This is a genomic window from Gammaproteobacteria bacterium, from assembly GCA_016712635.1.
Classification (GTDB): domain Bacteria; phylum Pseudomonadota; class Gammaproteobacteria; order SZUA-140; family SZUA-140; genus JADJWH01.
In genome coordinates this window covers 146,026-169,165 of the sequence record JADJQS010000006.1, presented here as the reverse complement: position 1 = coordinate 169,165, position 23,140 = coordinate 146,026, and the positions used below count along the sequence as shown (strand labels likewise).

Below are 23,140 nucleotides of genomic sequence, written 5' to 3'. Positions count from 1 at the left end.
CGGACGGAGGCGGACCGGCTACTTCTTCTTTTTGCGGCAGTCGGCGCAGACGCCGAAGATGTTCAGGTAGTGGTCGGTCATCTCGTAACCGGCCTTCTTGGCGATCGCGCGCTGGCGCTCCTCAATGACGTCGTCCATGAACTCGTCCACGCGGCCGCACTTCACGCACAGGATGTGGTCATGGTGCGCACCCTGATTCAGCTCGTAGACCGAATGCCCTTCCTCGAAGTGGTGGCGCGTGATCAGCCCCGCGCTCTCGAACTGGGTCAGCACACGATAGACGGTGGCGAGTCCCACGTCCTCGCCGGTATCGAGCAGCGCCTTGTAGACGTCCTCCGCACCCAGGTGGCGCTTCTCGCTGCTCTCCATGATGTGCAGGATCTTGACCCGCGGATGGGTGATCTTGAGGCCAGCCTTCTTGAGGTCCATGCCCTCAACATTGCTGTCGCTGAAACTCTGCTTGGTCGCCATGTGGGATTCTCCGACCGCACCACTGCGGGTTGACGGCTAATTATATATAATGAGGCGCCTTCAACAACCGCAGTATGGACACACACATGGAAAAATCGCGCATCCTTGGCCTCGGCTGCCTCATCCTGATGACTCTCTCCTGCACCATGCATCGGGTGGAAATCCAGCAGGGAAACGTCATTACACCAGAGATGGTCGCGCAACTCAAACCGGGGATGACGCGTCAGCAGGTCCAGTTCGTGATGGGCACGGCATCCATCATGGATCCTTTTCACCCGAACCGCTGGGATTACGTGTATGTCCTCAGGATCGGCGAGGAAAAGGCAGAGCAGAGGCATGTAGCCGTGTATTTCGACGGCGATCAGCTGCTGCGCGTTGAGGACGACCAGGATAGCGCGGGCGAGTGAACGCGCGCGGCTAGGTCGGAGCTTTCGGGGCCTCCTTGCCCTCCGCTGCGCGCTGGCGCCGCGATTCCTTCGGGTCGGCGATCAGTGCGCGGTAGATCTCGACGCGGTCTCCCGGCATCAGCTGGGCGCTGAGCTTGGACAGCTTGCCGAACACACCCACCTTGTTGACGGCGAGATCGATGTCGGGAAACTGTTCCAGCACTCCGGACAGCCGGATCACCTCCTCCACCGTGGCGCTCGCATCCGCCTTGACCGGGATGATCACCTGCACATCCGGGCGCGCGTAGCTCACCTCGACCTCGATCTTGTCAGCGTTTTCCATACAGTTCCGCCGCCCGTTCGCAAAAGGCATCCACCAGCGTGTTGGCGATCTGGCTGAACACCGGTCCGATTGCCAGCCGCAGCAGGTGGCTGGAAAACTCGTATTCGAGATCCAGCGACACGCGGCTCGCCGCGGCGCCGAGGGTCTCGAAACGCCAGAATCCCTCGAGATGGTGGAACGGTCCCTCCACCAGCCGCATCTCGATCATCTTGTCCTTCTGCAGCCGGTTCAGGGTGGTGAAGGTCTTGTGGATGCCGCCGCGGTGCAGTTCGATCGACGCCTTCACTTCATCCGCGCCGCGCGTCCACTCCCTCGCGCTGCGGCACCAGGGCAGGAACTGCGGATAGGTCTCGATGTCGTCCACCAGCGCGTACATCTCCGCGGCGCTGTACGGCACGAGGGCGCTCCTGTTGATTACCGGCATCGGCGTCTCCGCGGACTCAAGCGGAAACCGCGGCGCCGCGAAGCGCCATTACCTGACCAAGAAACACCGCCAACCGCCACCCCGATACCGACTGTATCTATATGATGAATCCACCGGGCCCGGCCCGTCGCGTCCGCCTCGATGCGGCCGCAGCGCAACATGATATGCGCGACCGGCAACTCCGGCAAGCCGGCTGCGGGAACCGGGCAAAACGCTCAACCCGGCCCGGGCCTCCGTGTATAATCAGCGCTTCCGCGGAACCGCTCCGACCGCCGCGACCGTCACGACCCCAGCCGGTTCGCCGGCAAATTCCGCGCAGCATGGGCACCCGATGAACAAAGGCAAAAAGAACAAGGAAGCCAGCGCCTCGAGCACCATTGCGGATAACCGGCGCGCGCGCCACGAGTATTTCATCGAGGAGCAGCACGAGGCCGGCCTCGTGCTCGAGGGCTGGGAGGTCAAAAGCATGCGCGCCGGCCGAGTGCAGCTGCAGGAAAGCTACGTGCTGATCAAGGACGGCGAGGCCTGGCTGTTCGGGGCGCACATCTCACCGCTCGCCACCGCCTCCACCCACATCCACCCCGATGCCACGCGCACGCGCAAGCTGCTGCTGCACCGGCGCGAGCTCGACAAGCTGATCGGCGCGGTCGAACGCAAGGGCTACACGCTCGCACCGCTCGCCCTCTACTGGAGCCGCGGCCGCGCCAAGCTCAAGATCGGCCTGGCCAAGGGCAAAAAGGAATTCGACAAGCGCGCCGTCGAAAAGGAACGCGACTGGCAGCGGGAGAAACAGCGCATCATGAAGATCAAGTGAGCCGCCCTCCGACTGCGCTCAGGGGACAGATTTATAAATCTGTCCCCTCCCTCACGATAAATCTGCCCCCTCCCTCTCCTGTCCGAACCCACCACCCTCTCCGTTTTTCCTTCCAGCCCTTTTAATCACCCCACCCCGCCCCTATAATGATTCGCAGGGGGCGACTTGGCTTCGACGTGGGTTGCAAAACCTGAAGTGCATGCCGAGGGGCAGAAAACCTCGTAAATCCAGCTGCAAACAACATAGTTGCCAACGACGACAACTACGCCCTGGCTGCTTAAGTCAGCCAGCCTCTGACCGGATACGTGCTTGTGCGTCCGTAGTCCTTCGGGACGAATCAGGGGTCATCTCTCACAAGATCGCGATAAGGCTTGCTCCGGGCCAAGTCGCTAAAACCTTAGGGGCTCGCCGTCTGTCTTCCCTGCCCGTCGGGTAGCAGCCGGTTAAATCAATGACGCGGCTACGCATGTAGAACTGAGGGCGGAGGACTTGCGGACGCGGGTTCGATTCCCGCCGCCTCCACCAGATACCAATCCAGGCACCTCCAGTAAAGTTCATCAGCCCGCCTAAAGCGGGCTTTTTTTATAGGCTTTTCCGGCCTGACCCATCCGGCGGAGGGCAACATCGGGGCAAGTCCGCCATCACCCTGAGGTGTTGCCCCCAATGCCGTTAACGGACACTTCAATACGCAACGTCAACCCTCTCAGAAGCCTTTCAGGCTGTCCGATGGACGCGGGTGATTGGCAACGGATCTCCTGGCATCGTGGACACAGCGGGCGGCGACACAGACGGCGTTGACTAGCGGCTTTCTTCCAGCGGAACCGTGCCGGCAAGGGCCGGACACAGTAATAGGCACGCGACGACAGTCGAAATCCTAATTGCTTGCTTGTAGAGATCGGTGTGTGCGAAATGACACCGGAAGCTCAATTGCCGTATAACCGCGCAACATGCTGAATGCGCTGGTGAGCCGGTGTGAGTGAGTCGGGCGGCGGGGATCAGTCGCCGTCTTCATTCTCCATCGCCAGTTGCGACTTGAGATGATAGGCATCGATGTCGAAGTCGGTGCTGTCCGCGACCGCGGCCAGGACCCGGGGCGTGACGCGCTCCCGCTCCTCCTCGGTCTCGAAGCTTGAGAAGTTGGCCGCGGCCGCCTCGGCGAACAGTTGCTCCGTCAGCCGCGCTGCCCGCGCCTCGTGGCTCTCGAGGTCGGAATTGGCGCCGGGAGGGATGTTTTCCTCGATCCAGGTCTCGACCCACCGCAGGAAGCGATTGCTCATGACTGCCCCCTTCTCCTACGCCGTATCCGGCGCCGGTTTCCCGGCCCGCTGTTCGACTTGAGTATACGTCGGGAGTCGCCGCCCCACCAAATAGACACGGGCTGGACCACCATGGTCCAGCCACGCCCAAATATACTCAGGCTTCTGAAACTTAATTGCTTCACCCAAACTGGATTCCCGACACCGGCATGCCGATGAGCTGGCCGGAGAACGTGCGCCGGCCGCGGTCCGCTCCGGCGGCGCCGGCCGCCACAAACAACGGGGTCAGGTGTTCGTAGGTCGGCTGATGCGACGCCAATCCGCCGGGCGCCTGTTCCCATTGCACGAGACGTTGCGCCCGCACTGCAGGATCGGCCTCCTCCACCGTTGCAGTCAGCCAGGCATCGAACTTTGCGCCGGCCTCTGCGTGGCGCGGATGGGGCGAGAAAAACGCGTGCATATTGTGATAGCTCATGCCGCTGCCGACGATCAGCACGCCCTCTGCGCGCAGCGGCTGCAGGGCGCGGCCGATATCGAGATGCGCCTGCGGATCGAGGTCGCGCCGCAGCGAGAGCTGTACCACGGGGATACTGGCCTCGGGATAGATCAGCATCAGCGGGATGAAGGTGCCGTGGTCGTAACCGCGCCGCGCGTCCTCATCATTGGCGATCCCGGCGCCGGTCAGCAGCTCGCGCACGCGATTCGCCAGCACGGGTGAGCCGGGGGCCGGATAGCTCAAGCGATAGGTGTTGGGGGGAAAGCCGCTGTAGTCGTACAGCATCGCAGGCTGCGCGGCGCTGCTCACCGTCGGCCGCGGTGCGACCCAGTGCGCCGTGACCACCAGTACGGCGGCGGGTTGCGCGATTACGCGGCCGATGTTGCGCAGATATTCGGCCAGCCCTTCCCAATTCTCCGGCGGACCGAAGGCGGACGGGATGTCCATGAACGGCCACGGCCCGGCACCGTGCGGGAGATAGATTGTCGGGAGGTGCGGGCCGCTCGTAAACTGCTTCACATACCCTCCTGTGCGGTAACACCGTATGCCGCAAGGCGTCGGGGCACGCCGCGGGCCGGGCAAGGGGGATCTATAGTAGGACGCCGGTCATTATACGTAAACTGTCCGCGCCCGCGGCGATGCAGTTTCTCCGGGGATTGCCTCCGGAAAAGTCGGATAGCCGCACAACAACCCTTCGGGTGCTCCGGCGGCGATCAGGCCCGCACGCATGTGTTACACAGATCGATATTCCCGAGGCTAGGATTTCATCCGCCACACGCATACAGCCGCCGCCGTGGTGGGCAGGGTGAAAATCAGCGCAAAATTCCGCGCTTCGTCGATGATCGGATAACCCGCCACGTAGACGCAGAACCACAGATTCAGCACTGCGCATCCCAGCCAGATCGGAATGAATATTTTCGCCACGGTCGCCGCCAGCTCCTGCCCGGAGCCGTCCAGGAACCGGCAGGCCAGCAGCAGGACTCCAAGCAGGGCAAATCCTCCCAGCGTCACCAGAACGGTATGCATTCGTTCACCTTGGGATCGACGTGATATATGGCGGGTATTGCCGGAACACTCGGCAGAAAAATGGGGTCCAGTCATCCGGCAGCCCCATCCAGTCGGCGCGTATGGTGGTGAATATCTACGGTTCTGCCCCACCGCGCCGTCGTTAAGTATAGGATTACTCCGGGCTATCGACGCTGCAGCAAGTCTATTGATCATTGTTCCTTGAATAAACACGTCTAATCCGGATAGACTGGTCAGGATATCTGAACAATCCAAAGGGATGCGCCGTGGACCGGATCGATACTATGTATGTATTTCTGCGCGTCGCCGAAACGGGCAGCTTCACCAAGGCCGCGAATCAGCTGAGCCTGCCGCGCGCGACCGTCTCGAGCGCGGTGCAACGACTCGAATCCACGCTCGGCACACGCCTGCTGCATCGTACGACGCGCAGCGTTCAACTCACCCGTGACGGATCGGCACTGCTGGATCGCTGCCGTGGACTCCTGGCAGAACTCGATGATATCGAAAACCTGTTCCGAGATGTGCCGGCGCGGATCAGGGGCAGGCTGAAGGTCGACGTACCGACACGTGTCGCGCGCATCATCATCGTCCCTGCGCTGCCCGATTTCTTCGCGCGCTACCCGGAAATCGAGCTTGAACTGGGCGCCACAGACCGCCCCGTCGACATATTGCAGGAAGGTGTCGACTGCGTGATCCGCGTCGGCAGCGCACACGCGAGCGGCATGGTAACTCATCAGATCGGACACTTCCCCTTGCTCAGCTGCGCCAGCCCGTCCTATCTTCAGCGTCATGGCGTCCCGGCCAGGCCGGCGGACCTCGATGATCACTGGATAGTGAACTATGCCGCACCCAGCAACGGCAGCATCTGGCCATGGAAATATTCCGAGGATGGCGTGTACCGTACCCGCCCGATGCGCAGCCGCATCACGGTGAACAACGCCGAAACCTATGTCGCAAGCGGTTTGGCCGGCATGGGTCTGATACAGGCCCCGGCGTACGGACTTCTCGATCACATCGCGCGGGGCGAACTGGTCGAGGTGATGCCGCAGGCGCGCCCCGAGCCGGTGCCGGTGTATGCGATACACCCGAACCGCCACCAGTTGTCACACCGGGTACAGGCATTCATCGACTGGATGAAAGAACGGCTGTCCGCTGCACCCGGCTAACTGCCGCACCACGTCCGCCACATGGCGCGGTAGGCGGCCTCGAGCTCGCGCGTGAAGCCCGCCTCGTCGCGCAGGACCGAGGACTCCATGCGCGCACGCAGCCCCGCCCGCAGCTCCGCGCGACGACCCGCGTCACGTGCCAGTTCCACCGCCGTGCGCACGTAGCCCGCCGCGTCCCGCGCCGCCAGTCCCTCCAGCCCCACCGCCTTCAGCAGCGCGTATCCGGCGCGCGATATCGAGGCCTCCCCCGCCAGGCTCACCACCGGGATCCCGCGCCACAGCGTGTCGCAGGTCGTCGTCGTCCCGTTGTACGGATACGGATCGAGCGCGATGTCGACGCGCTCCAGCAGATCCCGGTACTCCGCGTATGGCAGCTTGCCGTACAGCTCCAGCCGTTCCGGCGCGATCCCCTCCGCCGCGAAGCGATCCCGCAGCCGCGACCGTGCCTCCCCTTCCGGTACGCTCGTCATCACCAGCCGCGACGCCGGGAGCGTGTTCAGGATTTCGCACCACAGACGCAGCGTCTCGGGCGACACCTTGGCGAAGGCGTTCATGGAACCGAACACGATTTCATCGCCGCGGCCAGGGCGGACAGCGGCGGCCGTACCCGGATCCAGCAGCGGCCGGTAGCACCACAGGCTGCGCGGCAGTCGATGGAGCCGTTCGCTGTGCCAGGCCTCGGCGCCGGGCGGATCGGTATCCTCCGTGCACAGGCGGTAGTCCATCGCCTCGAGACCCGTCGTGCCGGCATAGCCCAGGTAGGTCACCTGCACCGGCGCCGGACGGCGCGCGAACGCGAGCAGGCGGTTGCCTTCGGTATGCCCGGACAGGTCGACCAGTATATCGATGCCGTCCGCGCGCACCCGTTCGGCGAGTTCCTCGTCCGACCATGCGGCGCTCGGCACCCAGTGGTCCACATGCTTCCGGATGAGATCGGTCACGTCGTCCTGCTGGCGATGGGTGTAATAGGCGTAGACCTCCACCTGATCCCTGTCATGGCCGGCGAGGATCGGCAATATGAAGTACGCGACCGAATGGCGGCGGAAATCACCCGAGACGTAGCCCACCTTCAGGCGCCGCGCGGCATCGCGCGGGTTTGCGTGGGGATGCCAGAGCTTCTTGAGCGGCGCGGCGCAGCGCTCCGCGAAGAACTGCTGTGCCGCACGGAGATCGGCCGGGGTGGTTGAGGCGAGATAGTGCAGCGCAAGCATTCTGGCGCTGTGCGCCTCGACCAGATCCGGATCCAGGGCCAGCGCGCGCCCGTAACTGGCGAGCGCCTCCGGCACGCGACCCAGCTGGACATGGGCGAGACCGAGATTGACATGGGCCTCGGGGTAGTCCGGCCGGAGCGCCAGCGCCTGCTGATAGCATGTCACCGCCTCGTCCAGCCGCCAGAGGCCGAAGTACGCCAGTCCGAGATTATAGTGCGCGCCCGCCATGTCCGGCCTGAGCTCGGCCGCGCGCGCGCAACTCGCCACGGCCTCGTCGTAGCGGCGCAGTGCGATGTACACATTGCCCAGATTGTTATGGGCCTCCGCATAATCCGGCTTCGAGGCGAGCGCCTGCCGGCAGCTCGCCGCGGCCTCCTCCAGCCGTCCCTGCTCGTACTGCGCCATTCCAAGCGTGAGCAGCGCCTCGGCCAGAGCGGGCCTGAAGGCCAGCGCCTGACGACAGGCCGATACTGCTTCATCCAGACGCCCGCGGCGCACCAGGATATTGGCGCGGTTGACATGTGCCTCGGCGTAATCCGGCCGGAGCGCGATGGCCCGCTCGAACCCGGCGAGCGATTCCTGCATCTTGCCCAGGCTGAAGAACACCAGCCCGAGGTTGTAGTGCACGAGGGGGTTGTCCGGGTTCAGCGTGCGGGCGCGCGCAAAATCTTCCGCCGCCTCGTTGAACTGCGCCTGTGCACTGTGGGCCATCCCCAGATTGAGATGGGCGTCAGCGGATCCCGGCTGGAGCGAGATCAGTCGCCGGAAACAGTCCGCGGCCTCCCCTGCGCGGCCGAGCCGGAGCATGGACTGGCCCAGGTTGTGATGCGCCGCCGCCAGGTCCGGACGCAACGCCAGCGCCCTCCGGTAACAGTGCGCGGCGTCTTCGAAACGGCCGCGGGTGAGATGGACGTTGCCGAGATTGAGCCAGGCCTCGACATGTCCCGGCTGTGCGGCGAGGACATGATTAAAATATCCGATGGCCTCGTCGAAACGTCCCAGCATGCAGCAGCACAGTGCAAGGTCGCAGGTGATCGCCGTATCGCCGGCGCCGGCGCGATGCGCGCGCGTCAGCCAGTCCAGCGCGATGTCATGACGACCGGCCTGGCGCGCCAGCGTCGCGAGCAGGTGCATGGCCCGGGAGTGCTGCGCATCCTGCCGCAGGATCTGCTCGCACAAGGCCTGAGCCTCGGCGAGGCGCCCCGACTGCTGCAGCCGTACGGCCTGCGCGAACATCTCCATACTCGTCATGATTCGCACCACGTCCGCCACATGGCGCGGTAGGCGGCCTCGAGCTCGCGCGTGAAGCCCGCCTCGTCGCGCAGGACCGAGGACTCCATGCGCGCACGCAGCCCCGCCCGCAGCTCCGCGCGACGACCCGCGTCACGTGCCAGTTCCACCGCCGTGCGCACGTAGCCCGCCGCGTCCCGCGCCGCCAGTCCCTCCAGCCCCACCGCCTTCAGCAGCGCGTATCCGGCGCGCGATATCGAGGTCTCCCCGCCAGGCTCACCACCGGGATCCCGCGCCACAGCGTGTCGCAGGTCGTCGTCGTCCCGTTGTACGGATACGGATCGAGCGCGATGTCGACGCGCTCCAGCAGATCCCGGTACTCCGCGTACGGCAGCTTGCCGTACAGCTCCACCCGTTCCGGCGCGATCCCCTCCGCCGCGAAGCGATCCCGCAGCCGCGATCGCGCCTCCCCTTCCGGTACGCTCGTCATCACCAGCCGCGACGCCGGAAGCTCGCGCAGAATCCCCGCCCATAGCGATACGGTGATCGGTGAGATCTTTGCGATCATGTTCATCGAACCGAAATTGACTGCACCAACCCGCGGCGCTGCCGCGGTCCATTCGTCTCCCGTGAGTCCGGCCGGAGGGCGGTAGCACCACAGGCTGCGCGGCAGTCGATGGAGCCGTTCGCTGTGCCAGGCCTCGGCGCCGGGCGGATCGGTATCCTCCGTGCACAGGCGGTAGTCCATCGCCTCGAGACCCGTCGTGCCGGCATAGCCCAGGTAGGTCACCTGCACCGGCGCCGGACGGCGCGCGAACGCGAGCAGGCGGTTGCCCCGGGTATGGCCGGAGAGATCCACCAGGATATCGATTCCGTCCGCGCGGATTCGCTCCGCCAGCTGCTCGTCCGACATCCCGCGGCAGGGTACCCAGTCGTCCGCGGCGGCGCGCAGGCGTTTGCTCATCCCGTCCTGTTGATTGTTGTTGTAGTAACAGGTGATCGAGAACCGTGTGCGGTCATGCGCAACGAGTATGCCCTCGAAAAAAAACGCCACCGAGTGGTAACAGAAATCCGCCGACACATAACCCAGCCTGAGCCGACGTCCCGGGTCGCGGTCGTTCGCGTGCGGAGTGTGCAACGACCTGAGTGGGGCCTCGAACCGTCGCCCGAACTGAAGATGCTCGGCATACAGCTCGGCCGCCGGTGAGACACCCGTGTAGTGCAGGACCATCAGCAGGGCGCTATGCGCGTCACTCAGGTCGGGATCCAGCTCGCGGGCACGGCGGCAACAGGCGGCGGACTCCTCCAGCCGCCACTGGCGCAGCAGGGCATTGCCCAGGTTCAACTGCGCCCTGGCGTTGCGCGGGTCGATCGCAACCGCCTCCTGCGCGCGGGCAACGGACTCGTCAACCCGGCCCACATCGCCATAGAGCAGGCTCAGGTCGAGCAGGGTCTCGACGCGGCCGGGTTCAAGCGCCAGAGCCTTCAGATAGGACTCCTCCGCCGCGTCGAGCCGGCCGAGGTTGTACAAGGTCAGCCCAAGATTGTAATGCGCGAGCGCGAGACGGGGTTTGAGCGCGAGGGCCCGCTGGTAGCTGCGTACCGCCTCGTCCGGCCGGTCCTGCCGGCTGTACACCATGCCGAGGTTGTGATGCGCCTCGGCGAGATCCGGATTACAGGCGAGCGCCTGCAGGTTGCTCGCCGCGGCCTCGTCCAGCCGGTCCTGCCGGATGAGGATCACTCCGAGATTGTAATGCGCGGCGACCAGATCGGGACGGAGTGCGAGCGCCTTCCGGAAACACGCGGCGGCCTCCTCCAGTCGGTCCTGGCTGAGGAGCGCAAGCCCCAGGTTCAGCTGCGCCTCGACATGGTCCGGCTTGAGCTCCAGCACCCGGCCGAATTCTGCTGCGGCCTCTGCATACCTCCCGACCGCGCCGTACGCCCGTCCCAGGTCGTAATGCAACCTCGGCTCGGCGCGATTGAGCGCGGCCGCCCGCTCGAGCAGACCGATACCGTCCGCGAATCTCCCCGCCTGACAATGGAGCGCACCGAGCAGACGCAGCGCCTCGGGATGGTCCGGCTGCATGTGGAGTACCCGCTGGTAGATGGCTTGCGCTTCCGGGAAGCGGCCCGCCCTGTGGTGTTCCAGGGCCTCCCGAATTGCCTGATCGCTGCTCATCCCGCCTGTCGCCGCCGGCAAGGGCAAGGCTGCTGATTCAGATGCTGCGGTTCATTCTGCGGCGGGCCAGTTCAGCCCTTCTTTCCATGCCGGGAGTGGAATACCCGAGCCGGTTGATCTCGCCGACGATCTGCAGGGTCTGGTCGGGCGCGGAGAAGTAACTGGAGTAGCTCCGGAATTTCTCGTAGGCATCCAGCGCCGAGGTGACTGCCCAGTTCTGCGGCACCAGGCCGGGCAGGATCCGCTCATATTCGCTGGACGGGGACAGATACGGCTCTCCCGCGATCAGTTCCCCGATGTGTTGCTGGATCGACTTCAGGAAGAATGCGAGCGCCTGCACTGCATTCACCCTCAGGCCAAAATCCGCAGCAACGCGGGCGAACGACAACAGGCGGGGCAGACTTGCGCGCTGCTGCACCAGCCTCTCCAGGATCACGTAACTGGCGGACAGCGCATCGAAGCGAGTGGTGATGTCCTGATCAGCGGAGCGCGACACGGCATAGAGGTTCAATGCCGTTTCATAATCCCGCCACGTGTCCTCGGGATTCTTCGAGGTCCTGTCCAGCCATTCGTCGACGCGCGCCCTGCCGTAGGGGAACCCGCGCAGAAATTCCGGCCAGGCGGCCGACGGCGCGGCGGCCGCCTGGGATGATCCCGGACTCATCACCAGCCTGTTCTGCGATGACAGTACGGCGGCGCGATCCGCCTTGCAGCAGAAGGTGTTCAGCTGGAATCCGTCGATCTGGCCGTTGATATCCTGCGGCGCCAGCGCCTGCAGTCCCGGGATCACCCGGTAGGATCTGTAGCCGTGCGAGATAAGATAACTGACGGGGACGAGGTCGATGTTCACGCCGGCCTTGATCTCGCACATCACCAGGGGCGAGGCGGTGGTGAAGAACCGGACCCCTCCCTCCATAACCTGGAGTTCATGTCCCTCGGCGTCGATCTTGACGAGATCGACGCCGCTCCAGTCGTGCAGCGCGCCTTCGGAATCCAGCGTGGCCAGCTCAACCTGCTCGCCGCGGCCCTGGTCGTTGGCGTCGGTCAGGGCGTTGAGCTCGGAATTGTCGCCGTTAGACAGCCGGCCCATCCCCGCCTTGTTGGAGAGTGCCTTGTTGATCAGGGTCATGTTGTGGATCTGATTGACGCCTATGCTCTCGTTGAGATAGCCCGCCGTCTCGCTGCCCGGCTCATAGGACCACACATGCCCGTCCGGGCAGAGTCTGGCAATGGACAGGGAATACAGGCCGTAGTTCGCCCCGATGTCGATGAACTTCGTATCCGGCCGTACGATCTCGCGCAGAAATTTGATCTCGTCCTCGAACCAGTCCTGCTGCTCGTTCAGGATGTAGGGGGTCATGAAACGGTAGCCGACCGGGCAGCAGATCTTCACCTGGCCGACGATTTCATGGGTTGCGTGGCTGTCCGGGCGGATGATTGTCATGACGGGCGCGAAATATTTGTAGTACGTGATCCGGAGTTCTGCGGTGCCCCGTTGTGCGGACTGGCCCGCATGTCATCTCCTTGTCCGCGTGATGCCCTGCATCACGCGCCGGAGATGTGATCCGATTTTGAAGTACACCAAGTATACCACATGGTCCGATAGGCCGCCTCCAGGTCGCGGGTGATACCGGTCTCGTCACGCAGGGCGGATGCCATCATCCACTGCCGCAGACCCGACCTCAACCCGGCCAGCCGATCCTGATCGACGGCCAGCCCGGTGGCGATTTCCACATAGGCGCGCGTGTCCGCGGCCGCCAATTCTCCCAGTCCGACGGATTTCAGCAAGGCATGTCCCGAGCGGGACACCGAGCTGATGCCGGTGAGCGTGACCACGGGGATGCCCATCCACAGGGTTTCACAGGTGGTGGTCGTGCCGTTGTAGGGGAACGGGTCGAGGGCGATATCGACCTGACCGAGCAGCTCCAGGTACTGATCGCCCGGCACCCTGCCCCGCAGGATCAGCCGCTGCGGTTCGATACCGCGCGCGGCGAAGCGTTCCTGGAGGGATTGCCGCATCGAGCCTTCCGGTACGCTGGTCATCAGAAGGCGCGAGCCGGGGGTTTCGTGCAGGATATCGCCCCATACGGCGAGCGTTTCGGCGGATATCTTTGCGAATGCATTGAGCGATCCAAACGTGACCGCGCCGAACCGCGCAGAGGGCGGACGCCCCGCGGGTTTGGGCCGGTCGGCGGGCGGCCGGTAGCACCACAGACTGCGGGGCAGGCGGTACAGTGCCTCGCTGTGCCACGATTCCTGGCCGGGAGGATCGACCTCACACGCGGTCAGGCGGTAATCCATCGCGGTCAGCCCCGTGGTCGCGGGATATCCGAGGTAGGTCACCTGTACCGGCGCCGGCTTGCGCGCAAAGGTCAGCAGGCGATTGTCCATGGTGTGTCCGGCGAGGTCCACCAGGATATCGATGCCGTCCGCGCGCACGCGCTCCGCGAGCTGTTCATCCGACAGGCCCTTGCAGGGGGTCCAGTGATCGGCGCACGCCGCGATGCGGCGCGTCACGTCGTCGTACCTGGTGTGATTGTAATAACAATAGACCTCTACCTGTGTCTTGTCGTGACAGGCCAGGATCGGCTCGATGAAATGGGCGACGGAGTGACGGCGGAAATCCGCGGAGACGTAACCCACTTTCAGGCGTCGATCGGGATCGCGGGAATTACCGTGCGGGCGCCAGCGTGGCTTGAGCGGTAATTCGCACCGCTGCGCGAATCGATGATGTTCCTCGAAGATCGCCTGCGGAGAAAAACTTGGCTGAAAGAGCATGGTGAACAGCAGGGTGCTGTGCGCCAGCGCGGAATCGGGCTTGATCTGCAACGCCTTCCGGTAACAGGCCGCGGCGTCCTCCAGCCTGCCCAGGTTGATATAGACGAGACCCAGGTTCACCAGCGCGCCGACATAATCCGGCTTCCGCGCCAGCGCCTCCGTATAGCTGGCCGCCGCGTCGTCCAGCTTTCCCTGATTGAAACAGGCAAGACCCAGGTTGTAGTGCGCGATCGCACTACCAGGATTGAGCGCGATCGCCTGCCTGCAACAGGCCGCGGCCTCCTCCGGCTTGCCCTGGTCGATATAGGCGTTAGCCAGGTTGACGTAAACCTCATGATAGTCCGGCTTCAATGCCAGCGCCGCCCGGTAGCTCGCCACGGCGTCATCGAACCGGCCCAGGGTGTAACAGGTATTGCCCAGATTGAAGTGCGCAACCTCCGAGTCCGGCCTCAGTACCAATGCCTTGCGGAAACCTTCCGCCGCTTCGTCCTGCCTGCCCAGAGCGGCACAGGCGCAGGCGAGATTCACCTGCGCGCCGAAGTGATCGGGTTGCAGCGCCAGTGCATGCTGATAAGAGGCCGCCGCCCGGTCGAGCCGGTTCATTGCACCATAGGCCAGACCCAGATCGTTGTAATAGCCGGCGTTCGATCCGTTCCTGCTGACGGCGCGTTCGATCAGTTCAGCCGCCAGCCGGTGCTGTCCCGCCTCGGCGGCGAGCTGGCCGAGCAGGTGCAAGGCATCGGGCCGCTCCGGGTCAGCCGCCAGCGCCTGGCGACAGGCAACCTCTGCCTGCGCCAACCGGCCTTGCCTGCGGTGCTCAGCTGCGGATTCGACCAGTCGGGCTGCGCCTCCCTCCGCCGGAGCGAACGCCACCCTCGCCTTATCCATGCAGCATTTCTTGTATTTCCTGCCACTGCCGCAGGGACAGGAATCATTTCTGCTGGGAACGGTCATCGCATGTCCGCTGCCTGATCGAATCCGAATCGGATGAATATCGGCTGGTGTTAACGGCCGCGTTCCGGCGCGGCGGCGGGGTAATCCTGCCCCCCGCAAGTATGGCCCAGTAGACCGTCATTTATCCAGCGCGTCATGCCTCGCCAGCCGGACGGTGCGGATGATTTCCGGGCTGTTACCGTTACTGTCATAATGAATCGGCCTCGCAGCTGCGTCCTCGACGCGACTGAAACGACACGACAGGACGAGCTCGACAACAGCGTGCACACCGTCAATTTTATCCAGGATCTCGCGGTCATCATGCTTATCGCCGGCGTGATCACCGTGCTGTTCCACCGCCTCAAGCAGCCGGTGGTCCTCGGCTACATCCTGGCGGGGGTGATCATCGGCCCCCACACGCCGCCGTTCCCGCTCATCACGGAACAGGCCACCATAAACATGCTGGCCGAGCTCGGCATGATCTTCCTGATGTTCTCGCTCGGACTGGAGTTCAGCCTGCGCCGGCTGCGCCAGGTGGGGATGACCGCGCTGGCGGCGGCCCTGGCCGAGATCGTGCTGATGATCTGGATCGGCTACGAGATCGGACGCTTCTTCGGCTGGCAATCCATGGACGCGCTGTTCCTCGGGGCGATGCTCGCGATCTCCTCCACCACGATCATCGTCAAGGCGCTGGAAGACCTGAAGCTCAAGCATCAGCGCTTCGCGCACCTGATCCTCGGCATCCTGATCGTGGAGGACATCCTCGCCATCGCCATCATCGCGCTGCTCTCGAGCCTGGCCCTGTCGGGATCGATGGACATCGGCCAGATGGCTGGCACGCTGACGCGCCTGTCGGTATTCATGGTGGCCTCGGTGGTCATAGGCCTGCTGCTGGTGCCGCGCCTGCTCGCCTATGTGGCGCGTTTCGACAGCGACGAGATGCTGCTGGTCACGGTTCTCGGCCTGTGTTTCGGCTTCTGCCTGCTGGTGATAAGGCTGGATTACAGCGTCGCCCTCGGGGCCTTCATGATCGGCGCGATCATTGCCGAGGCGCGCGAACTCAAACGCATCGAGCGGCTCATCGAGCCGGTGCGGGACATGTTCAGCGCGATATTCTTCGTCGCAGTGGGCCTGCTGCTCGACCCGAAGGTGCTGATCGATTACGCACTGCCGGTCGCCGTCATCACCCTGGCGGTGGTAATCGGCAAGGTCGCCACCTGCACGATGGGCGCCTTCGTCGCCGGCAATGACGGCAGAACCTCACTGCGCGTCGGGATGGGGCTGGCTCAGATCGGTGAATTCTCCTTCATCATCGCCGCCCTCGGTATCAGCCTGCAGGTGACGAGCGATTTCCTCTACCCGATCGCAGTCGCCGTCTCGGCGATCACCACCCTGCTGACGCCGTACCTCATACGCGCCTCCGATCCGCTGGCGGACCTGCTGGCGCGCCGCGTGCCATACACGCTGCGCAATTCCCTCCCCCTTTACACTGAGTGGCTGCAAAGCATCCAGCCCCGTGGCGACCGCGCCGTGCTGGCGGCCATGGTGTGGCGCATCGTGGCGCATGTCGCGGTCAATGTGATGATCATCGCGGCCGCCTTCTTCGGCATGGCCTACTTCGCCGATCCGCTCTCCTCGTGGCTCGGCACCTCGGAACTGGGCGAACGCTATCAGCGCACTGTGCTGTGGGCTGTGGCGCTGATCCTGTCGCTGCCGTTTCTGGTGGCCGCCTACCGCAAGCTGAAGGCGCTCAGCATGCTGCTGGCAGAGACCGGCGTGCGGGAATCACTCGCCGGCAAGCACACGGCCAAGGTGCGTGAAATCCTCTCCGAACTCATCCCGCTGCTCTCGATGATGCTGTTCCTGCTTCTGATCGGCGCGCTGAGTTCGAGCATCCTGCCGCCGCTCGAGCTGCTCGTCCTGACCGGTTCAGCGGTCACGCTGCTCGGCATCGTGCTGGGACGCAAGCTGATCCGGTTCCATTCCCGCCTGCAGATCGCCCTGATGGAAACCCTGCAGGCCAACGGCAGCGACGGAAAGCGGGATTAGCCTCACTGCGCGTCCCGGCGCATGTCTCGCTCAAAACCAGGCGCGCACACCCGCGAGCAGCCAGGCATCGTCGGTCCGCCGGTCACCGGAACGGGCGAAATCCTCTGTCGCGCCGAACCGCCTGCGCCCTTCGATCCCGACATACGGGGAGAACTGTCGCGTGACCTGGTAAAACAGGCGCAATCCACCCTGCACAGACGATAGCCCCGAACCGATGCCGAGCGCGGGATCATCCTCACCGTAGGCGTTCGCCTCCAGTTCCGGGCCCAGGATCAGCCGGCGCGAGAGCCTCAGTTCGTATTCGGCCTTGAAGCGCAGCGCGGTACGCCCGGCCTCACCCACGAACAGCGCGGCGTCGATCTCGATGTGATATGGCGCCGTCCCGCGCAGGCCGAGCGCCAGCCAGTCGCGGCGCGGATCCGGCTCGATGTCCGCGCGCCATCCGGCCTGCACGTCCCAATAGGGGGCCACGGCGCGGCTGTACAGCAGTTCAATATCAGCCGCATTCGTCGTGCCGTCGCTGCGCCTGCCTTCGGTCTTAAGCCACAGTTTCCGGAGATCCCGCCCCAGCCACGCCTCAACGTCCCATCTCACCGGGTTGTCTCCCTCCATCTCGCGCATCTCTAACGCGTCGACCATGAATTTTCCCAGCACCGGATCGTCATCCATGTGCGCGTGCACGCCGGCGCCGGCGGGGGCCAGCCACAGGGAGACGAGTAATACGGGCAGCCTTTCATATCTCTTCATGACACATCTCCTCAATCGACGCGGACCTCGCGGAACATGCCCATCATGTGATAGAGCAAGTGGCAGTGGTATGCCCAGCGCCCCTTCGCATCAGCGCTCACGAGATAGCTGAGCTTCGCTCCCGGCTGCACGACAACCGTATGCTTGCGCGGGAGGTAGTCGCCGTCACCGGTCTCGAGGTCGCTCCACATGCCGTGAAGGTGGATCGGATGACTCATCATGGTGTCATTGACGAGGGTGATGCGCAGCCGTTCTCCGTACGCGAAGCGCAGCGGCTCCGCGTCGGCGAAGGATACGCCGTCGAATGACCACATGTAGCGGCTCATGTTTCCGGTCAGGTGCAATTCGATCTCGCGCCCGGGTTCACGCGGATCCGGCGTATCCCGCAGGTTGCGCAGGTCCGCGTAGGTCAGCACGCGCCGCCCGTTGTCGCGCAGGCCAGGCCCCGGGTCTTCCAGGCGATAACGCGGGGCGTCGGCACGCATGTCCGTCTGCGGTCCCCGCTCGCTGCGCGGATGCCGCACGTCGCTGCTGCTGCCATGCCCGGCCTGTCCCGAGCCCATCTCCGGCGCGGACGGCATGGCGCCTGCATCGTCGTGCATGCCGTGGTCCATTCCGCCCGTGTCCGCCTCCATGCCCTCGTGACCCATGCCATGCGTGGTGTGCCCCATGGAGTGCGCATCATGTCCAGCGTGCTCTCCGCCGTGCGCCATGCCCATGTCCGCATGGGTAAGCACCGGCAGTGGATCCAGCGCAGGTACGTCCGCGCGCAGCGCGGGATCGGGCGTGATCAGTCCGCGCGCGTAGCCGGAACGATCGATCGCCTGGGCGAAGATCGTGTAGGCGCTGTCACCCTCCGGTTCGACCAGAACGTCGTAGGTCTCGGCCACGCCGATACGAAATTCGTCAACGGTCACGGACTCGACGTTCTGGCCGTCAGCGGCGATGACCGTCATCTTCAATCCGGGGATGCGGACATCAAAGAAGGTCATCGCGGACCCGTTGATGAATCGCAGACGCAGCTTTTCGCCGGGCCGGAACATTCCAGTCCATCCATCGGCGGGCGTCCGGCCGTTCATCAGGAAGGTGTAGGTGTAGCCCGTCACGTCGGAGAGGTCACGGTCGCTCATGCGCATCTCGTTCCACATGGCACGGTCCCGCCATGCCGCGGCAACGCCTTTCGCCCGGATTTCATCCCACAGGTCGACGGCCGTGCGCGGATTCTGATTGTAGAAATCGCTGTGCTTTTTCAGCCGGGCGAAAATCTCACCCGGCTCTTCGTCCGACCAGTCGGACAGCATCACTACGTAGTCGCGGTCATAGCCGTACGGCTCGGGTCTCAGCGGGTCGATCACGATGGGGCCATACAACCCGGTCTGCTCCTGAAAGTTGGAGTGGCTGTGGTACCAGTACGTACCGCTCTGTCGAACCTGGAAACTGTATTCGAAGGTCTCGCCCGGACGGATTCCGTGGAAGCTCAATCCCGGCACCCCGTCCATATCCGTGGGAAGGATGATCCCGTGCCAGTGGATGGAGGTGTCGACGGCGAGGCGGTTGGTCACCCGCAGGTTCACCCGGTCGCCCTCCCGCCAGCGCAGGATCGGCGCGGGCAGCATGCCGTTGACCGCGGTCGCGACGCGCCCGCGCCCCGTGAAGTCAACCGGAAGGTATCCAACATCCAGGTCGAAGCTCCTGCCGGATAACGTTATCTGATTGTCGAAGGGTGTGGTTCCCGCACGGACCCAGCCGGCGCGACCGGCGACGGTCAGCGCCCCGGCCGAGAGAGCGCCGAGCACAAAGCGTCGGCGTGCATGGGATACGCACCCGCGACCGGGTGCAACTGACTTGATGGACATCGCAGACCCCCTGATCGAATAGGAACCGGGAAGGCACATGAGTTACGGCCGATCCCGAAAACCAATCTGTTGATATGCCGCCACCCGTAGGACGCGGCATGCAGACCGATGCAGATCTAGAGGCGTATTGGCGGGCGGTACAACGACTCGGCGGAAGAGGACTGATGGAGGGCAAAATCGCGAGGCGGGTAAACCATCGCTGTATGCGGCAGCAGGAGCCTGGCAGGGTCAACAATCACGGGGACACAGCCGGCCATGCAGCAGGCGCCTCCCCCGCAATGAGCACAGAAACCGCCAGCGTCGTCCCCGCTGACAGCGACGGGTTCGGCAGCAGGCGAGCAGTGGTCGTGCCCGGACGCCAGCACCGAAGACGGGGCATGATCCCCCCCTCCCAGGTCGGCATGGGCGGCATGGCTCTGGGCGAGGGCGACGGGCATCGCCAGTCGCAACAACAACGCCAACATGGCAAGCACTGCGACCACCCTGCGCTGAACCCGCTGATTTGGCACCCTGCACCTTTCGGCTGTTGAGACCAGGGAGACTATAACCAAGCCGGATCAGACCGACAAATTCCGGTGAACCGGAGATTCGCAGAGATATATATGAGTATGCCGGATCCCGATCTGCTAGACCTCGACCTCACTCCCCCTCCTGAGCCCAAAAACGGCTGCCGTTTTTTCCAGTATCTGTGAAATGGCTCACAGAACGAGGCAATCGCCTGACTTAGCATCGGGCATGAAGGTTCATTGGCATGTAAACGAAATCGAACAAGAAACATCCACATCAAGGGGGGACCATGGGGACTAAATCGTCGCACACTTATGTGTGTCTGAACAAGAATGACAAGAACTTCCTCGAAGAAACCAATCTCGAAGAAATCCTGGATGTCGAAGAACGCAAGGACGTCCCGCTACGCTCTGACAATGTACGCAAATCTATAGAGCGCCATATGGAACGGAAACGACTGAAGCAGAATATCGCCGATTTTGATTTCAAGGATGAGTACGAAGAACATTGAGGGCGCCTGGACGCCCATGAATCATGGGCAGCAGGCATAATCGAAGTAACAGCCGGGCTTCTCTCAGACCCGATTCTTGGGCGAAGCCCGGCATGTTGTTGCTATAATCGCCTGCAAATCCATCCATGCCCCGGTAGCTCAGCTGGATAGAGCATCCCCCTCCTAAGGGGAAGGTCGGACGTTCAAATCGTCTCCGGGGCGCCAGTGACACCAAACCACAACATCCTCTGGTTCTGACACCGACCTCCTATCTCATCTCTTTCACGAATTCACTATCCAAGCTGATTGAAGTAAATAATAAAATTTCTTATCCACAAAATCAGTGCATAACATTGTGGATAACTTTTTAATAAATCGAAAATCACCCATCTTGTCTTATAATTTTATTAATTTGTTCATATTTTGTTCATGTATATTTTCTTTGACCGACAGCTAGTTATATAGGGAACTCGTATCCCCCTCTTTTCAGTTCACGAAATTGATGGTGAATTGGCGCCGTTTCCTCCCCGCATCCCGTTCTGTGTATAACGCCCGAACCTCGTGCGGGCTGTTTATAAAGAATCCAAATTGCTTCCTATTGAAACGGAGACTGAACGCGCCAGGGTGACAGATACGCGGACGTTCGGTCACGTGAGCGAAAACTATTGTAGAATTTCTACTCTTGCGGATGGGCGCGACCTGGCGGCAATACCCGGGATCTGATCAACGACACATGATACTTGCGCACAAACAATCAATTACAATCAAAAGGTTTGCAGCACATGCTCAACCGTTGGAATAACCAGGAGGCAGCGGCATTCACAAGTCCGCTGGCCTTGCGCGTATACACCTCCCGCCTGCTTGGGCTGGACCCCTCTCTGGTGCTGCACGGCGGTGGCAACACCTCGGTCAAGGAAACGGTGCGGAATATCCTCGGCAACCACGAGGAGATCCTGTATGTCAAAGGCAGCGGATGGGACCTCGAGACCATAGAAGAGGCGGGCTTTCCAGCCGCCAATCTCGATCACCTGATCGCCCTAGCCCGGCTGCCTGCACTGGGCGATATGCAGATGGTCAACGAGCTGCGCACGCATATGACCAAGGCGAGCGCGCCCACGCCCTCGGTCGAGGCGATACTGCACGCGGTCATCCCGCACAAGTACGTCGACCACACCCACGCGGACGCCATTATCGCCATCACCAATACGGCCAAGGGACGTGAACGCATCGCCGAAGTGTTCGGCGACGATGTCGTGGTCATCCCCTACGTGATGCCGGGCTTCGACCTGGCGCGCCTGTGCGGGGAACGATTCTCAGCAGAATCAACATCAAAAACAATCGGCATGGTGCTGATGAATCATGGTATTTTTTCATTTGGACAAACGGCAAAAGAATCCTATGAGCGCATGATCGAGCTGGTGTCGCGGGCGGAGAACTACCTGAAGGGCCAGCGTGCCTGGGACCTGCCTGACCCTTCACCGCGACGCGCAGCCACAGGGGCGGCTTTGCGCCTCGACATCGCCACCCTGCGTCGGGACGCATCACGCGCCGCGGGATTCCCGTTGCTGCTGGTGTGCCACCGCGACGACCGCAGCCTGGACTTCGCGCAGCGCCCCGATCTGGCGACGCTGACCCAGCAAGGTCCCGCCACGCCGGACCATGTCATACGCACCAAGCGCATCCCGCTGCTCGGACGCGATGTCGAGGCCTATGTTGCCGCGTACAAGCGCTACTTCGATGAGCACGCCCCGCAGGCGCGCGACAAAAAGACCATGCTCGACCCGGCGCCGCGCGTCATCCTGGATCCTGAGTTCGGAGTCTGCGCGCTCGGCCGCAGCGCGAAGGACGCGGGTATCGTAGCGGACATATACGGTCACACCATCGAGATCCTGCTGCGGGCGCACGTGCTCGGAGGCTATCAGGCCCTGCCTGCCAGAGACATCTTCGACGTCGAGTACTGGGACCTCGAGCAGGCCAAGCTCAAGTCGGCCGGCGCCCCGCCGCCCTTCGCCGGAGAGGTGGCGCTGATCACCGGAGCGGCCTCCGGCATAGGCAAGGCCTGCGCCGAGCATTTCCTGAAACAGGGCGCCGCGGTCATCGGCCTCGACATCGATGCGGGCGTCGAAAGCGCCTCGCGCCATGCCGCCTATCTTGGACTGACTTGCGACGTCACGCAGGAAGACCAGCTGGCCGCCGCCCTTGAGACTGCGGTCCGGCGCTTCGGCGGACTGGACATGCTGGTACTCAACGCCGGCATCTTCCCGGCGAGCCGGCGCCTAGACTCGCTCGACAGCCGCGAATGGCGCCGCGTCTTCGACATCAACCTGGACGCCAACCTCAACCTCCTGCGTGAGACTCACCCCCTGCTGAAGCTGTCGCCGCGCGGCGGGCGCGTCGTCATCATCGGTTCCAAGAACGTCATGGCACCGGGCCCCGGGGTCGCCGCCTATTCCTCCTCCAAGGCCGCACTTACCCAGCTTGCCCGCGTGGCGGCACTGGAATGGGGGGAGGACGGTATACGCGTCAATTCCATCCACCCGGACGCGGTCTTCGATACTGCAATCTGGACCGACGAAGTACTTCAGGCCAGAGCGAAGAATTACGGCTTAACTGTCGAAAATTACAAGAGAAAAAATATCCTGAAGACCGAGATACAGTCACGGGACGTTGCCGATATGGCGATTGCCATGTGCGGCCCTCTCTTCGCCAAGACGACCGGGGCCCAGGTCCCCCTGGACGGCGGCAATGACCGTGTTATATGAGCATGCTGACCGCCCA

Annotated in this window: 19 protein-coding genes, 1 tRNA gene and 1 other RNA gene; 8 read left to right on the top strand and 13 right to left on the bottom strand. The window is 63.3% G+C overall.

Annotated features, from left to right (window positions below):
• Positions 1 to 18: 18 nt before the first annotated feature.
• Positions 19 to 429 carry a ferric iron uptake transcriptional regulator gene (fur, locus tag IPK65_07690; GenBank protein MBK8163014.1) on the bottom strand — a complete coding sequence of 137 codons (411 nt, stop codon included), beginning with the start codon at positions 427 to 429 and terminating at the stop codon, positions 19 to 21.
• A gap of 128 nt (positions 430 to 557) precedes the next feature.
• Between fur and IPK65_07685 the strand changes: the two genes are divergently transcribed.
• Positions 558 to 878 (top strand): outer membrane protein assembly factor BamE, encoded by a 321-nt coding sequence (locus tag IPK65_07685; protein ID MBK8163013.1) that lies wholly within the window; start codon positions 558 to 560, stop codon positions 876 to 878.
• A gap of 10 nt (positions 879 to 888) precedes the next feature.
• Here IPK65_07685 and IPK65_07680 read toward each other — a convergent pair whose 3' ends face one another.
• Positions 889 to 1,200, bottom strand: coding sequence for an RnfH family protein (locus IPK65_07680; protein ID MBK8163012.1), 312 nt, complete (start codon positions 1,198 to 1,200; stop codon positions 889 to 891).
• Positions 1,187 to 1,624 (bottom strand): type II toxin-antitoxin system RatA family toxin, encoded by a 438-nt coding sequence (locus IPK65_07675; protein MBK8163011.1) that lies wholly within the window; start codon positions 1,622 to 1,624, stop codon positions 1,187 to 1,189. Before IPK65_07675 ends, IPK65_07680 begins: the two co-directional genes overlap by 14 nt.
• A gap of 331 nt (positions 1,625 to 1,955) precedes the next feature.
• Here IPK65_07675 and smpB point away from each other — a divergent pair, with 331 nt between their 5' ends.
• Positions 1,956 to 2,438, top strand: a complete 483-nt coding sequence (gene smpB, locus IPK65_07670; protein MBK8163010.1) for an SsrA-binding protein SmpB — start codon at positions 1,956 to 1,958, stop codon at positions 2,436 to 2,438.
• A 156-nt stretch (positions 2,439 to 2,594) separates the two neighbouring features.
• Positions 2,595 to 2,963: a transfer-messenger RNA gene (ssrA, locus tag IPK65_07665) on the top strand.
• A 470-nt stretch (positions 2,964 to 3,433) separates the two neighbouring features.
• Here the strand turns inward: ssrA and IPK65_07660 are convergent.
• From IPK65_07660 to IPK65_07650, 3 genes are all read right to left on the bottom strand, one after another.
• On the bottom strand, positions 3,434 to 3,715 hold the full coding sequence (locus IPK65_07660; protein ID MBK8163009.1) for a DUF768 domain-containing protein: 282 nt from the start codon (positions 3,713 to 3,715) through the stop codon (positions 3,434 to 3,436).
• 160 nt (positions 3,716 to 3,875) lie between these two features.
• Positions 3,876 to 4,637, bottom strand: a complete 762-nt coding sequence (locus tag IPK65_07655) for a dioxygenase (protein MBK8163008.1) — start codon at positions 4,635 to 4,637, stop codon at positions 3,876 to 3,878.
• Between the two features lie 309 nt (positions 4,638 to 4,946).
• The gene (locus IPK65_07650; protein ID MBK8163007.1) at positions 4,947 to 5,216 is read right to left on the bottom strand and encodes a hypothetical protein; all 270 of its coding nucleotides are present in this window, start codon (positions 5,214 to 5,216) and stop codon (positions 4,947 to 4,949) included.
• 266 nt (positions 5,217 to 5,482) lie between these two features.
• On the opposite strand from IPK65_07650, the gene IPK65_07645 reads away from it, so the two are divergent.
• Positions 5,483 to 6,382: a LysR family transcriptional regulator gene (locus IPK65_07645; GenBank protein ID MBK8163006.1), complete on the top strand. Its 900-nt coding sequence runs from the start codon at positions 5,483 to 5,485 to the stop codon at positions 6,380 to 6,382.
• Here the strand turns inward: IPK65_07645 and IPK65_07640 are convergent.
• The 5 genes from IPK65_07640 to IPK65_07620 form a co-directional block, all read right to left on the bottom strand.
• Positions 6,379 to 8,844, bottom strand: coding sequence for a tetratricopeptide repeat protein (locus IPK65_07640; protein MBK8163005.1), 2,466 nt, complete (start codon positions 8,842 to 8,844; stop codon positions 6,379 to 6,381). The two genes, IPK65_07645 and IPK65_07640, sit on opposite strands and share 4 nt — an antisense overlap.
• Positions 8,841 to 9,122 (bottom strand): hypothetical protein, encoded by a 282-nt coding sequence (locus IPK65_07635; protein ID MBK8163004.1) that lies wholly within the window; start codon positions 9,120 to 9,122, stop codon positions 8,841 to 8,843. Before IPK65_07635 ends, IPK65_07640 begins: the two co-directional genes overlap by 4 nt.
• A complete protein-coding gene (locus tag IPK65_07630; protein ID MBK8163003.1) occupies positions 9,053 to 11,002 on the bottom strand; it encodes a tetratricopeptide repeat protein in 1,950 nt (649 codons plus the stop codon). Before IPK65_07630 ends, IPK65_07635 begins: the two co-directional genes overlap by 70 nt.
• Before the next feature lie 37 nt (positions 11,003 to 11,039).
• A complete protein-coding gene (locus IPK65_07625; GenBank protein MBK8163002.1) occupies positions 11,040 to 12,446 on the bottom strand; it encodes an FkbM family methyltransferase in 1,407 nt (468 codons plus the stop codon).
• A gap of 101 nt (positions 12,447 to 12,547) precedes the next feature.
• Positions 12,548 to 14,734: a tetratricopeptide repeat protein gene (locus IPK65_07620; protein MBK8163001.1), complete on the bottom strand. Its 2,187-nt coding sequence runs from the start codon at positions 14,732 to 14,734 to the stop codon at positions 12,548 to 12,550.
• A 261-nt stretch (positions 14,735 to 14,995) separates the two neighbouring features.
• On the opposite strand from IPK65_07620, the gene IPK65_07615 reads away from it, so the two are divergent.
• Positions 14,996 to 16,762 (top strand): cation:proton antiporter, encoded by a 1,767-nt coding sequence (locus IPK65_07615; GenBank protein MBK8163000.1) that lies wholly within the window; start codon positions 14,996 to 14,998, stop codon positions 16,760 to 16,762.
• 30 nt (positions 16,763 to 16,792) lie between these two features.
• Here the strand turns inward: IPK65_07615 and IPK65_07610 are convergent, their stop codons facing one another.
• Both IPK65_07610 and IPK65_07605 read right to left on the bottom strand, forming a co-directional pair.
• Complete coding sequence (locus tag IPK65_07610; GenBank protein MBK8162999.1) at positions 16,793 to 17,509, bottom strand: copper resistance protein B; 717 nt, start codon at positions 17,507 to 17,509, stop codon at positions 16,793 to 16,795.
• A gap of 11 nt (positions 17,510 to 17,520) precedes the next feature.
• A complete protein-coding gene (locus tag IPK65_07605) occupies positions 17,521 to 19,365 on the bottom strand; it encodes a copper resistance system multicopper oxidase (GenBank protein ID MBK8162998.1) in 1,845 nt (614 codons plus the stop codon).
• Between the two features lie 796 nt (positions 19,366 to 20,161).
• On the opposite strand from IPK65_07605, the gene IPK65_07600 reads away from it, so the two are divergent.
• The 3 genes from IPK65_07600 to IPK65_07590 all read left to right on the top strand — a co-directional run bounded on the left by IPK65_07600 (position 20,162) and on the right by IPK65_07590 (position 23,124).
• Positions 20,162 to 20,383: a hypothetical protein gene (locus IPK65_07600; GenBank protein ID MBK8162997.1), complete on the top strand. Its 222-nt coding sequence runs from the start codon at positions 20,162 to 20,164 to the stop codon at positions 20,381 to 20,383.
• A 127-nt stretch (positions 20,384 to 20,510) separates the two neighbouring features.
• A tRNA-Arg gene (locus IPK65_07595) sits at positions 20,511 to 20,587 on the top strand.
• A 557-nt stretch (positions 20,588 to 21,144) separates the two neighbouring features.
• On the top strand, positions 21,145 to 23,124 hold the full coding sequence (locus tag IPK65_07590) for a bifunctional aldolase/short-chain dehydrogenase (protein ID MBK8162996.1): 1,980 nt from the start codon (positions 21,145 to 21,147) through the stop codon (positions 23,122 to 23,124).
• Positions 23,125 to 23,140 lie beyond the last annotated feature (16 nt).

Coding starts and splice junctions, on each gene's coding strand:
- IPK65_07655 (MBK8163008.1), bottom strand. CDS start 4,637: ATGGACATCCCGTCCGCCTTCGGTCCGCCGGAGAATTGGGAAGGGCTG.
- IPK65_07640 (MBK8163005.1), bottom strand. CDS start 8,844: ATGACGAGTATGGAGATGTTCGCGCAGGCCGTACGGCTGCAGCAGTCG.
- IPK65_07620 (MBK8163001.1), bottom strand. CDS start 14,734: ATGACCGTTCCCAGCAGAAATGATTCCTGTCCCTGCGGCAGTGGCAGG.
- fur (MBK8163014.1), bottom strand. CDS start 429: ATGGACCTCAAGAAGGCTGGCCTCAAGATCACCCATCCGCGGGTCAAG.
- IPK65_07625 (MBK8163002.1), bottom strand. CDS start 12,446: ATGACAATCATCCGCCCGGACAGCCACGCAACCCATGAAATCGTCGGC.
- IPK65_07685 (MBK8163013.1), top strand. CDS start 558: ATGGAAAAATCGCGCATCCTTGGCCTCGGCTGCCTCATCCTGATGACT.
- IPK65_07590 (MBK8162996.1), top strand. CDS start 21,145: ATGCTCAACCGTTGGAATAACCAGGAGGCAGCGGCATTCACAAGTCCG.
- IPK65_07605 (MBK8162998.1), bottom strand. CDS start 19,365: ATGTCCATCAAGTCAGTTGCACCCGGTCGCGGGTGCGTATCCCATGCA.
- IPK65_07600 (MBK8162997.1), top strand. CDS start 20,162: ATGGGGACTAAATCGTCGCACACTTATGTGTGTCTGAACAAGAATGAC.
- IPK65_07680 (MBK8163012.1), bottom strand. CDS start 1,200: ATGGAAAACGCTGACAAGATCGAGGTCGAGGTGAGCTACGCGCGCCCG.
- smpB (MBK8163010.1), top strand. CDS start 1,956: ATGAACAAAGGCAAAAAGAACAAGGAAGCCAGCGCCTCGAGCACCATT.
- IPK65_07650 (MBK8163007.1), bottom strand. CDS start 5,216: ATGCATACCGTTCTGGTGACGCTGGGAGGATTTGCCCTGCTTGGAGTC.
- IPK65_07610 (MBK8162999.1), bottom strand. CDS start 17,509: ATGAAGAGATATGAAAGGCTGCCCGTATTACTCGTCTCCCTGTGGCTG.
- IPK65_07630 (MBK8163003.1), bottom strand. CDS start 11,002: ATGAGCAGCGATCAGGCAATTCGGGAGGCCCTGGAACACCACAGGGCG.
- IPK65_07675 (MBK8163011.1), bottom strand. CDS start 1,624: ATGCCGGTAATCAACAGGAGCGCCCTCGTGCCGTACAGCGCCGCGGAG.
- IPK65_07660 (MBK8163009.1), bottom strand. CDS start 3,715: ATGAGCAATCGCTTCCTGCGGTGGGTCGAGACCTGGATCGAGGAAAAC.